The sequence below is a fragment of the Thermotoga maritima MSB8 genome (assembly GCF_000008545.1).
GTDB lineage: Bacteria > Thermotogota > Thermotogae > Thermotogales > Thermotogaceae > Thermotoga > Thermotoga maritima.
The window spans coordinates 510,803-522,087 of the sequence record NC_000853.1; the positions used below are offsets into that span (position 1 = coordinate 510,803).

An 11,285-nucleotide genomic window follows, 5' to 3' on the forward strand; every position below is an offset into this window, starting at 1 on the left:
TCTGGAGCGGGCGACGGGATTCGAACCCGCGACCCCCAGCTTGGCAAGCTGGTGCTCTACCACTGAGCTACACCCGCCTGCTCTATCTTGGTGCGAGAGGTGGGACTTGAACCCACACGGGCTTCAGCCCACTGGATTCTAAGTCCAGCGCGTCTGCCAGTTCCGCCACTCTCGCACCGCTGGTGACCCGGGTGGGATTCGAACCCACGACCCCCTGATTAAAAGTCAGGTGCTCTGCCTGCTGAGCTACCGGGTCGCCGGTACAAATGATATCACAGACTGGAGAGGATTTCAAGAGGTGAGTTGAGACTGCGAACGGTAGGTGTTAAAATATTCAACAAAGAGGTGATGTGAAATGACCGGCGTGTGCATCGGTTCCTCGAGTGTTTCATTCTACAGTGAAAAGGAGAAAGGAAATCTTCCTCACAACGGAGATCCCCTCGCCCTTCTTTCCATGATGATCCCCACCTTTCTCGATGAAGGACCAGTGGTCATCACAGGTCGAAAGACAAGAAAAATAATAGATCTGCCTCAGATATCTGAAGCAGAGGCAACGGAAATCGCTTACAGGCATCTCATAAAAAAATACGGAAAGGTCGAAGCCGTTGTCAGTGCCGGCGGGGAGAACACCATTCTCTACAGAGTGAACGATAAGGGAATCATAACCGGCATATACACGGGTAGCAAGTGCGCCTCGGGAACGGGGGAATTCTTCCTTCAGCAGCTTCAGAGGATGGGAATATCTCTTGAGGAGGCGAACAGTGTCGAGACGGAAGAGTACTATGAACTCTCCTCGAGGTGTACCGTTTTCTGCAAAAGCGATTGCACCCACGCGCTGAACAAAGGAGTTCCAAAAGAACTCGTTCTGAACGGCCTTGGAAAGGTGATGGCCGACAAGATAGTGGAACTGGCTCACAAGGCAGGAGTGAAGAAAGTCCTCCTTGTTGGTGGAACGACGAGAAACAGGCTCATGTTGAAGCACCTGGAAAGAGTTCTGGAAGTGATCGTTCCGGAAGAAGCGCTGTTCTTCGAAGCCTATGGGGCTTACCTGTGGGGAAAGCTGAACGGAGTGGTATCAAAAAAGACCTTCACGATCAAAAAAGAAGAAATTACCAGTTTTCCCACTCACGAGCCTCTCAAAAAGTACCTGCACATGGTCGAGTTCAAGGAAATGCCGTTCCAGCAGGCAAGAGATGGAGATGTGTGTGTGCTGGGAATAGACGTTGGATCCACCACAACGAAAGCGGTGCTGATGAGATACGATGATGAAGCCATCCTGGCGGGAGTGTACCTTCGAACTCTGGGAGATCCCATAAGAGCGGCACGACAGTGTTACTCTTCTATATTGGAGCAGCTCAACGGGACGAAAGTGAAGATAATCGGACTCGGTGTGACGGGCTCAGGGAGGAAGATCGTTGGGCTGTATTCTCAGACCGACGCCGTGTACAACGAGATAATGGCACATGCAAAGGCGGCTGCTCATTTCGATCCGGAGGTGGACACGATTTTCGAGATAGGAGGTCAAGATGCCAAGTACACTTATCTGGTGAACGGGGTTCCGGCGGATTACGCGATGAACGAAGCCTGTTCAGCCGGGACGGGATCTTTCCTCGAAGAGGCAGCGGGAGAGTCCCTTGGAGTCCACTACACCGAGATCGGAGATCTCGCTCTGAAAGGTGAAAATCCACCGAACTTCAGTGATCAGTGTGCGGCCTTCATAGGAAGCGACGTCAAGACGGCGGTGAACGAAGGGATCTCCAAAGAAGACATATGCGCCGGGCTTGTGTACTCCGTGTGTATGAACTACCTGAACAGAGTGAAGGGAAGCAGACCCGTAGGAAAGAAGATCTTCATGCAGGGCGGGGTTTGCTACAACAAAGCGGTGCCTGTTGCCATGGCTGCTCTCGTAGGGAAGAGCATAGTTGTTCCCCCGCACCCGGGTTTGATGGGCGCTTACGGAGTGGCTCTGCTCACCAAGGAGAATCTTGAACTCGGTTTTCTGGAAAAGAAAGAGTTCAAACTGAAGGAGTTGATTTCCAGAGAAGTCAGATACAGAGGAACGTTCATCTGTCCCGGTGGGAAAGAAAAATGCGATAGAAAGTGTGAGATCAGGATCATAGAGATCGATGGAAAGCGGTTCCCGTTCGGTGGTGCCTGCAACAGGTACGAAAACGTGCTGAGACACGCCAACATAGACAGCACGAAGTACAACTTCGTCAAAAACAGGGAGAAATACATATTCCACTTCAAGAGAGAAGTGAAGGGAACAAAGACCATCGGTTTGAGCAGATCTTTGGCGATGAACAACCTTTTCCCACTCTTCTACACCTTCCTCACAGAACTCGGTTTCGACGTTGTGATTCCCGAAAAGTCTGACAGACGCGGCTGGGAGATGATGAACTCCGAATTCTGCTTCCCGGTGGAACTTTCCCACGGCTACATGTACGATCTGATTTCGAAGAATCCGGATCTGATATTCGTTCCAAGGTTGAGAGGAATCAAAGTGGAAAATTCAGAGAACTACAACGTCTTCTGTCCCTTTGTTCAGAGTGAAGTTGACTGGCTCACATCTGCGTTTCCTGAACTGGAAGAAAAGCTCGTGACGGGCTATTTTGATTTCTCGCGCGGTGATGAAAAGGAAGAATTTCTCAGAGTGGCTGAAAGGCTTGGAAGATCACGCGAGGAAGGAGAAAGGGCCTTTGAAAAGGCCTGGAAGGCTTTCAACGAAAGGTTTAATCTCATAAAGAAACAGTGGGATGAATTCCTGAAGGTTCTTGATGAATCAGAATTCGGTGTGGTTCTCTTTGGAAGATCTTACAACGCCTTCTCTTCCGATGCGAACATGGGAATCCCCGAAAAATTCGCCACCCGCGGAATTCCCATCATCAACTTCGATTCCATACCCTTCGAGGATGAAAAGGGCTACAGAAACATGTACTGGTCATGGGGGGAGATGATTCTCAAAGCGGCACGTTTTGTCGAAAAGCATCCAAAACTCTTTGGGGTTTACATCACCAACTTCAGCTGTGGGCCTGATTCCTTCATCATCTCTTACTTCAGAGACATAATGGCGAAGAAACCATCGCTCGTTCTGGAGCTCGACAGTCACACGGCAGATGCGGGCATAGAAACGAGAATCGAAGCCTTCATAGACATTGTGAAGAGTTATCTCAGACTGCAGAGAAAGAACGAAGAGAGAAAGAGTGCGAAAAGACCCCAAACGGTTCTGGAGAAAAACACCCTCTACGTGATCACTCCGGACGGAGAGAGACTGCGACTCAACGATGAAAGGGTGAAGGTTGTTTTCCCGTCGATGGGTCAGTTCGGGTCTCAGTGTCTTTCTGCGGCTTTCAGATACTACGGTGTCAGGTCCGACGTTTGTCCTCCACCGGACGTCGAGGAGTTCAAACTCGGAAGGGGAAACTCTCTTTCGAAGGAGTGTCTTCCTCTTCAACTCACTCTTGGAAGCCTCATAAAGTACATCAGAGAGAAAGCAACCGATGACGAGATCATACTTTATTTCATGCCAGAGACGATGGGGCCGTGCCGCTTCGGGCAGTACAGTGTCTTCATGAACCTGTGGCTCGACAGGAACAACGTGAGGAACGTGACGCTCTTCGGGTTGAACTCTGAAAACGCCTACGCGGGGCTTGGAATCGCTTTCAGGATCAGAGCATGGCTGGCTATTGTCGTTTCTGATGTATTCTTCGATGTGGAACGCGCTGTGATGACGCTGGCGAGGGACAAAGAAGAAGCAAAGAAAGTCCTCGAAGGATGCAGGGAAAAGATATTGAACAGTCTTGCGAACGATTCTCTCAGGGACTTCTTCAAAACACTCGATGAAGTCTCAGAGATACTTTCGGGTGTTGAGAGAATAATGGATTACGAAAAGGCGCCGAAGGTGCTGCTCACAGGAGAAATCTATGTGAGAAGAGACGAGTTTTCCAGAAAACACCTCGAAAACCTGATGGAGAAGAACGGGATCATCATGCACATATCGCCGGTCCACGAGTGGATCTATTATACGGATTATCTGTACCTCAACAGGTTGATCTCTCCGAATTCCACCCGCGTGGACAGACTGAAGAAACGAATCGAGATCCTCGTGAAAAGGTACGTAGAGAGAAGGGTGAAAAAAATCTTGGAAAAGAGCGGCTTTTACAGGGTTCAGATGGTGGATGTGGAAGCCATTGTTGACGCGGCGAAAGACTACCTCAATCCGAAGCTCACCGGAGAAGCGATCCTCACCATAGGAACCATCCTTCATGAAATCGTGAATCACTACGATGGTGTCATCTCCATAGGACCCTTCGGTTGCATGCCGAGCAGGATAGCGGAAGCGGTTGTGAAAAAAGGCTTGAAAGAACAAAAAGAGAAGACCACAGGGGTTTTGAGAAAAGTACTGGACGAGTTCGGAGACCTTCCTGTGATACACATAGAATCCGATGGGAATCCGTTCACACCAACGGTTCAAAGCAAGCTGGAGGCATTCATGTTCCAGGTCAGAAGATTGAGAAACTACCTGAACGGTCTGCTGAACACGGAGAACACCCTGGAGGAAACTGAAGAGACTCTTCCTGAAAACATCAGGGTTGATTCATGAGAGTCTCCAGCACCTCTTCTTCTATTTCTGAAAAACGAGGATCGGAGAAAGTTTTTATGGTTCTTGGCTTTGAAAACGGCACGCGTATTTCCTTCAAAATCCTTGCGGGGCGATCGGAGAGGATCAATATTCTGTCTGAAAGGAAGACCGCCTCCTCCACGTCGTGAGTGATGAGTACGACTGTGCTTTTCATCCTGTGTACGATCTCAGAAAGCCATATCTGGAGTTTCTTTCGAGTGTAGGCGTCAACCGAAGAAAAGGGTTCATCGAGTACGAGAAGCTCCTCTCCCGATAAAACGGCCCTCAGAAGGGACAGTTTCTGTCTCATACCGCCACTCAGCTGGTACGGCCTTTTCTCTTCAAAGCCAGAAAGACCGAATCGTTCGAACAGTTCTTTTATGTTCGATGGCGGCTGTTCTTTTCTGAGAACGAGTGGGAGCACGGCGTTTTCATAGACGGTCATCCAGTCGAACAGCACATCCTTTTGAGGACAGTATCCAAGACGAGAAGTGAAAATCTCTATCTTTCCCTCGTAGGGAATCAGTCCCAGGATAGCCTTCACAACGGTTGTCTTTCCACATCCGGATGGTCCCACAAGGGAGAGGATCTCTCCCCTTTGAACCTCCAGGGAGAGATCCTCCACCGCTTTGAGTTCTCCGTATCGAACCGTGAGTTGGGATACCTTTATCACGGTAGGAACTCGTTTGTGAACGCCTTCGTCACGTCTATCATCTCTTTCAGGAATCCCATAGAGTGAAGCCATTCCGCGTATCTCCTCCAGACTTCTTCTTTCTGGTAGCCCCATTTTTCCGCGTCCGCTTTGTACTGGCCTGCGAGGTACTTTTGAGATTCTACAACGATCTTTTCATCCAGTTCCGGAGCGTATTTGAGAAGTATTTTGGCTGCCTCCACAGGGTGCTGTATTGCGTACTCGTATCCCTTGGCCGTGGCTCTCAAAAATCTTCTCACGAGATCTGGCTTTTGTTTCATGAGAGATTCGCTCGTTATCAGAACCGGTGTGTAGTAGTCAAAGACTTCGTCTATATCCTTCAGCGGGAGAAACTCTATCTCTATCCCTTTCACCTTGCTGGCAACGCCGTCCCATCCGTAGAAGATCCAGGCAAAGTCGAACACATCGTTCAGCGTTCCTGCGAAGAAATCCATCTGTCCCACGTTCACAAAAATCACCTTTGAAGGATCTGCACCGTATTTTCTCATGATGTATTCTATGGTCGCCTTCTCTATGGGAGAACCCCAGCTTCCGTATCTCTTACCCTCCCAGTCTTTCACACTTTTGATTCCTTCGTCCTTTAGCCATGCGAAACCTGAAGTGTTGTGCTGAATGATGGCAGCTATGGAGACGATGGGCATTCCTTCTCCTCTGGAGAGGGTGACCGCTTCCTGATAGCTCACGCCGAATTCCGCTTTTCCACTCGCTACAAGCTGTTCCGCCGTCAACCGAGACGGTTGAACGATCTTCACATCCAATCCTTCTTCTCTGTAGAATCCAAGGTCCTTGGCTACGTAGAGCCCCGTGTGGTTCGTGTTGGGATACCAGTCCAGTACCACCGTTACCTCTTCAGCGAAAAGTGCGAGGACAGAGATCAGAAACATCGCAATGAAGATCAGTCTCTTCATTGTACCAGCCTCCTTTCCTCGAACCAGGGTGTGAGTTTCCTGGAGAGAATATCAGCTATCTTGAAGACGACAACACTGAGCAAAACTACAACTATCACAGAGAGAAAGAGCCTGTCGGCTCTGAAGGTGTTCATCGCCCTTATCATGTATATGCCCAGACCCTTTTCTGCTCCAAGCCACTCTCCTATCACAGCGGAAACCACAGCGTATGTGGCGGATATCTTGAGCCCAGAGAGAACGTAAGGTAACGTGTGCGGCAGTACAAGGTACCTGTAGATCTGGATCTTTGTTGCCTTCATCACTTTGAAAAGATCCAGAGCGTCCTGATCGATCGTTCTGAATCCTTCGAGAGTGTTGAGTGCAACTGGAAAGAGTGTGACGAACGCTACTATGCCTATTTTCGTGCCCACGCCCAAACCGAACCAGATGATGACGAGCGGTGCCACGGCCACGATGGGTATCGCCTGTGAGATGATGAGGATCGGGTACATTACCTCTTTCACTGTCTGGAACAGATCCATCAGAACCGCAAGCCCCACTCCCAACACGAGGCCTATAACCAGGCCAGAAAAGGCCTCAAGGATCGTGTAGAGACTGTGATCCATCAAGATTTTCCACTGCGAAAGCCCTTCGAGGACTATGGAAGAAGGTTTGGGAAGAAGATACTGTGGAACTTTCGAGAACTCCCACACGAAAATCAAAGCTATAAAAAACAGCCATTTAGCGGTACTTCGATACCTTCTCTTCAATCGTGATACCTCCAGCTTTGTAATCGATGTCCAGCTGTAGAACGAATCGTTTCGCGAACTGTTCAAGGTATCTGGCAAGCTCTTTCACACGATCCATGATTTCTTCGAATTCACCTTCCACGGTGGTGTTGGAGGGACCCACTTCGTATTTCATGCCCCATGAAGAGATCTTTTCGATCGCTCTGTCGATCACCTCGTGGAGTCTTCCATCTTCCACGGCGGGAACCACCTTTATGGAAACCGTTACTTTCGGCATTTTTCCACCTCCTCAATTCGGCTCTTCTAATTTGAATTATAACATAGTATAATAGAACCGGGAGGGATGCCGATGTCGAAAAAGGTGACTAAAGAAGATGTTCTGAACGCCCTGAAAAACGTGATCGATTTTGAACTCGGTCTGGATGTGGTGAGTCTGGGTTTGGTGTACGACATCCAGATAGACGATCAGAACAACGTGAAGGTCCTCATGACGATGACCACACCCATGTGTCCTCTCGCCGGAATGATTCTTTCCGACGCCGAAGAGGCGATAAAGAAGATCGAAGGAGTCAACAACGTGGAGGTGGAGCTCACATTCGACCCACCATGGACACCAGAAAGAATGTCTCCGGAGCTGAGAGAAAAATTTGGAGTCTGATAAGAGACTGCTCTGGAAAACTCGAGGGAGTGACCGAAACTTCTGTTCTTGAGGTGTTACTCATCGTTTCCCGGGTGCTTGGGATCCGCAAGGAAGATCTCTTTTTGAAAGACCTGGGAGTTTCTCCAACTGAGGAAAAAAGGATTCTGGAACTCGTGGAGAAAAGAGCAAGTGGATATCCCCTGCACTATATCCTCGGTGAGAAAGAGTTCATGGGCCTTTCTTTCCTCGTGGAAGAAGGCGTTTTTGTTCCAAGGCCGGAGACGGAGGAACTGGTCGAACTCGCCCTCGAGCTGATAAGAAAGTACGGAATAAAGACAGTCGCAGACATAGGAACAGGAAGCGGAGCCATTGGAGTGAGCGTTGCGAAGTTCTCCGATGCGATCGTTTTCGCGACGGACGTTTCTTCCAAAGCCGTTGAAATCGCCAGAAAAAACGCGGAAAGACACGGTGTTTCCGACAGATTCTTTGTGAGAAAAGGTGAGTTTCTTGAACCGTTCAAAGAAAAATTCGCATCGATCGAGATGATCCTTTCGAATCCTCCATACGTGAAATCGAGTGCTCATCTGCCAAAAGATGTTCTTTTCGAGCCTCCAGAGGCACTTTTTGGAGGAGAGGACGGTCTTGACTTTTACAGAGAATTTTTCGGCAGGTACGATACGAGCGGAAAGATTGTGCTGATGGAGATAGGAGAAGACCAGGTGGAGGAGTTGAAAAAGATCGTTTCCGACACTGTTTTCCTGAAGGATTCCGCCGGAAAGTACCGTTTTCTCCTTCTCAACCGGCGTTCCTCTTGAACAGCTGGAGTATCAGTCTAACTTCTCCAACCGTGATACCAAGATTTTTGGCGATATCCACTTCTGAAAATCCCCTGTCGTACATCGAGACGATTCTTTTTTCTATAGCGGTTTCCAGTTCCTCTTCTTTTTCTTCGACTTTCGTTTCTTCCTGCTCTTGAATAACAGGGATAATTGGTTTTTCCATCTTTTCAGATTTTTCCCCGCCATTTTCAGAGGAGAAGATCCTTTCTCTTTCTATCTCAGACATCTTAACCATCAGCCTCGACATCACGGTGTTGGCCTCGGATATGAGTTTTCTTAACTCTTGTGTCTTCTTTTCGAGGAGTTCGAGTCTGTTGGCCGACAGGTAGCGGAACTTTCCCATGAGTTCCATGATCCTCTCTTCTATATCCTCCTGATTTGGCTCTTTCGTGTTACCGTTTCTCCCAAGGAGAAGATATGTCCACGAAAAGACCACTGTTCCCACCGTGGAAAGTAAAGTAGTCTACGAGATTCATGAGATACCTCCCTCTTCCATCACTCTTCTGGCGAACTCGACGACGTCCATGTTGTACTTCAAAGTTGCGATATCGTCGAAAGGAGTTTCTCCCAAATTCACGATAACGAGCTTTCCGCCACTCCTGACAGTTATGAGGGGAAGCTCGGCAGCGGGATACACAACGAGCGAAGATCCCAGGACGATCATCAAACTGGCTCTGGATGAAAGCCCGATCGCTTCCCTGAGGGCATCTTGCGGCAGATTTTCCCCGAAGAACACGATGTTCGGCCTGATCAAGCTGTTGCAGTCGTCACAGAGTGGAACATCCGATGATTCGAGTTTCTTTATAACATCTTCGACGGTGTATTTTTTCTCACATCTCACACAGTAATACTCCTCAACGTTTCCATGGAGTTCTATCACTTTTTTACTGCCCGCTCTCTGGTGAAGTCTGTCTATATTCTGTGTGATCACAGCCTCTATCAGGCCCTTTTCTTCCAGTTTTGCGAGCAGCACGTGTGCAAGGTTCGGTTTTGCTTGTAACATGGGGAAAATGCCTTCTTTAGCGAATCTGTAGAATTCCTCAGGGTGAGAATAGAAGAAATCTATGTCGAAGACATTCTGGGAATACTTTTTGTATATCCCATTCGGTCCTCTGAAATCTGGTATGCCGCTTGGGGTACTGATACCGGCTCCCGTGAGAGTGACGGTCAATCTGGATTCATTGAGAAGATCCAGGAATTCCTTCATTTTCATTCACCCTTTTAAAGATAACTTTTGGAAACACCATGGATGAATCTGGACGCCAGATCAGAGTGTTGTTCTCACGTTCAGATGGGGTTGGTGTGACCGATATCACAGCTGCGTCTTCAGGTAATTTCACGACGATCTCCGTTTCACCCGCTACGTTCATTGTGAGACTTCCCATGCTGGTGTCCAAGACATCACCCTTCACCTGTGCAGCTCCCCTCAGGAGCGTTGTTTCTGTGACTTCGAGCATACCTCCTGTGTCTTCAACTCTCACGTTGTAATCCAGTGGAACTATTTCTCTTCCAACTTCTTTGCTGATCTGAGAAAAGTATTTATTCAACTCCTCCTTAGATGCAGAAGCATAATTGATCTTGTACTCTTCTTTTTTCTTCTCATCTTTAAAATAAAGCTTCGCACTGGTGGTGAACGTGGCGTTCCCGGAATAATCGTATTCCATGGTGCTCCTGTAGTATACTATTTCAAAGGGAGCTCTTCCTCCCAGAAAGAAAAAGAGAAATTCGACGAGCATGAAAACAACCATGATGATCAGCAAGATGTAGATGGTTCTTGAGCTCAACCTTTTCACTCTCCTCATTCTTGATATTCTCAATTAATATTATCACAGAACATGGAGGGATAAAAGTTGAGAATACTGAGCGGCATGAGACCTACCGGAAAACTCCATATAGGTCATCTCGTGGGAGCTCTGGAAAACTGGGTGAAGCTTCAGGAAGAAGGAAACGAATGTTTCTACTTTGTCGCGGATTGGCACGCTTTGACCACCCACTACGACGATGTTTCGAAGCTCAAAGAATACACCCGCGACCTGGTGAGGGGATTTCTCGCCTGTGGAATAGATCCTGAAAAGTCCGTGATTTTTGTTCAGTCTGGTGTCAAAGAGCACGCTGAGCTTGCACTGCTTTTCAGCATGATCGTTTCTGTTTCACGTCTCGAGAGGGTTCCCACTTACAAAGAGATAAAAAGTGAGCTGAACTACAAAGATCTTTCCACGGCTGGTTTTCTCATCTATCCCGTTCTTCAGGCAGCCGATATTTTGATCTACAAAGCTGAAGGAGTACCAGTCGGTGAAGATCAGGTTTACCACATAGAACTCACGAGGGAGATCGCCAGGCGTTTTAACTATCTCTACGATGAAGTCTTTCCAGAACCAGAAGCAATTCTGTCTCGGGTTCCAAAGCTTCCAGGAACGGACGGCCGAAAGATGAGCAAAAGCTATGGGAACATAATAAACCTAGAAATCTCGGAAAAAGAACTGGAACAGACGATACTGAGGATGATGACCGATCCAGCGAGGGTGAGAAGGAGCGACCCTGGAAATCCGGAGAACTGCCCCGTATGGAAATACCACCAGGCGTTCGACATCAGTGAAGAAGAGAGCAAATGGGTATGGGAAGGCTGTACAACGGCCAGCATCGGCTGTGTTGATTGTAAGAAGTTGCTGTTGAAGAATATGAAACGAAAATTGGCACCGATCTGGGAGAACTTCAGAAAAATAGACGAAGATCCACACTACGTGGACGACGTTATAATGGAAGGGACGAAGAAGGCCAGAGAAGTGGCTGCTAAAACGATGGAAGAAGTGAGAAGGGCCATGAACCTGATGTTCTGA

The 11,285-nt window shown here is 48.3% G+C and carries 11 protein-coding genes and 3 tRNA genes; 4 read left to right on the top strand and 10 right to left on the bottom strand.

Features of this window, described 5'->3' with window-relative positions; translation table 11 throughout:
* Nucleotides 1-2: 2 nt before the first annotated feature.
* The 3 genes from TM_RS02470 to TM_RS02480 all read right to left on the bottom strand — a co-directional run bounded on the left by TM_RS02470 (nucleotide 3) and on the right by TM_RS02480 (nucleotide 256).
* Nucleotides 3-77: transfer RNA gene (locus tag TM_RS02470), tRNA-Gly, on the bottom strand.
* Between the two features lie 11 nt (nucleotides 78-88).
* Nucleotides 89-175 (bottom strand) — tRNA-Leu (locus tag TM_RS02475).
* A gap of 5 nt (nucleotides 176-180) precedes the next feature.
* Nucleotides 181-256, bottom strand: a tRNA-Lys gene (locus TM_RS02480).
* A 99-nt stretch (nucleotides 257-355) separates the two neighbouring features.
* Here TM_RS02480 and TM_RS02485 point away from each other — a divergent pair.
* Entirely contained in the window at nucleotides 356-4,603 is a 4,248-nt protein-coding gene (locus TM_RS02485) for an acyl-CoA dehydratase activase (RefSeq protein ID WP_004081484.1), read from the top strand.
* Here TM_RS02485 and TM_RS02490 read toward each other — a convergent pair.
* Genes TM_RS02490 through TM_RS02505 form a run of 4 tightly spaced genes read right to left on the bottom strand, consistent with a single transcriptional unit; the run spans nucleotide 4,587 to nucleotide 7,246 of the window.
* On the bottom strand, nucleotides 4,587-5,294 hold the full coding sequence (locus tag TM_RS02490) for an ABC transporter ATP-binding protein (protein ID WP_004081483.1): 708 nt from the start codon (nucleotides 5,292-5,294) through the stop codon (nucleotides 4,587-4,589). The two genes, TM_RS02485 and TM_RS02490, sit on opposite strands and share 17 nt — an antisense overlap.
* Nucleotides 5,291-6,241: an ABC transporter substrate-binding protein gene (locus TM_RS02495; RefSeq protein WP_004081482.1), complete on the bottom strand. Its 951-nt coding sequence runs from the start codon at nucleotides 6,239-6,241 to the stop codon at nucleotides 5,291-5,293. Before TM_RS02495 ends, TM_RS02490 begins: the two co-directional genes overlap by 4 nt.
* Nucleotides 6,238-6,990 carry an ABC transporter permease gene (locus TM_RS02500; RefSeq protein WP_004081481.1) on the bottom strand — a complete coding sequence of 251 codons (753 nt, stop codon included), beginning with the start codon at nucleotides 6,988-6,990 and terminating at the stop codon, nucleotides 6,238-6,240. The genes TM_RS02495 and TM_RS02500 overlap by 4 nt, the downstream gene beginning before the upstream one ends.
* Nucleotides 6,962-7,246 carry a thiamine-binding protein gene (locus tag TM_RS02505; RefSeq protein ID WP_004081480.1) on the bottom strand — a complete coding sequence of 95 codons (285 nt, stop codon included), beginning with the start codon at nucleotides 7,244-7,246 and terminating at the stop codon, nucleotides 6,962-6,964. The genes TM_RS02500 and TM_RS02505 overlap by 29 nt, the downstream gene beginning before the upstream one ends.
* A 72-nt stretch (nucleotides 7,247-7,318) precedes the next feature.
* Here TM_RS02505 and TM_RS02510 point away from each other — a divergent pair, with 72 nt between their 5' ends.
* Entirely contained in the window at nucleotides 7,319-7,627 is a 309-nt protein-coding gene (locus TM_RS02510) for a metal-sulfur cluster assembly factor (protein ID WP_004081479.1), read from the top strand.
* A complete protein-coding gene (prmC, locus tag TM_RS02515; RefSeq protein ID WP_004081478.1) occupies nucleotides 7,576-8,424 on the top strand; it encodes a peptide chain release factor N(5)-glutamine methyltransferase in 849 nt (282 codons plus the stop codon). Before TM_RS02510 ends, prmC begins: the two co-directional genes overlap by 52 nt.
* Here prmC and TM_RS02520 read toward each other — a convergent pair.
* From TM_RS02520 to TM_RS02530, 3 genes are read right to left on the bottom strand one after another with little or no spacing between them, the layout of a single operon-like run.
* Entirely contained in the window at nucleotides 8,405-8,884 is a 480-nt protein-coding gene (locus TM_RS02520; RefSeq protein ID WP_004081477.1) for a DUF6115 domain-containing protein, read from the bottom strand. The two genes, prmC and TM_RS02520, sit on opposite strands and share 20 nt — an antisense overlap.
* A 36-nt stretch (nucleotides 8,885-8,920) precedes the next feature.
* A complete protein-coding gene (locus TM_RS02525; protein ID WP_004081476.1) occupies nucleotides 8,921-9,655 on the bottom strand; it encodes an NAD-dependent protein deacylase in 735 nt (244 codons plus the stop codon).
* Nucleotides 9,627-10,250 carry a DUF4897 domain-containing protein gene (locus TM_RS02530; protein WP_227738421.1) on the bottom strand — a complete coding sequence of 208 codons (624 nt, stop codon included), beginning with the start codon at nucleotides 10,248-10,250 and terminating at the stop codon, nucleotides 9,627-9,629. Before TM_RS02530 ends, TM_RS02525 begins: the two co-directional genes overlap by 29 nt.
* Before the next feature lie 48 nt (nucleotides 10,251-10,298).
* On the opposite strand from TM_RS02530, the gene trpS reads away from it, so the two are divergent.
* On the top strand, nucleotides 10,299-11,285 hold the full coding sequence (trpS, locus tag TM_RS02535) for a tryptophan--tRNA ligase (RefSeq protein ID WP_004081463.1): 987 nt from the start codon (nucleotides 10,299-10,301) through the stop codon (nucleotides 11,283-11,285).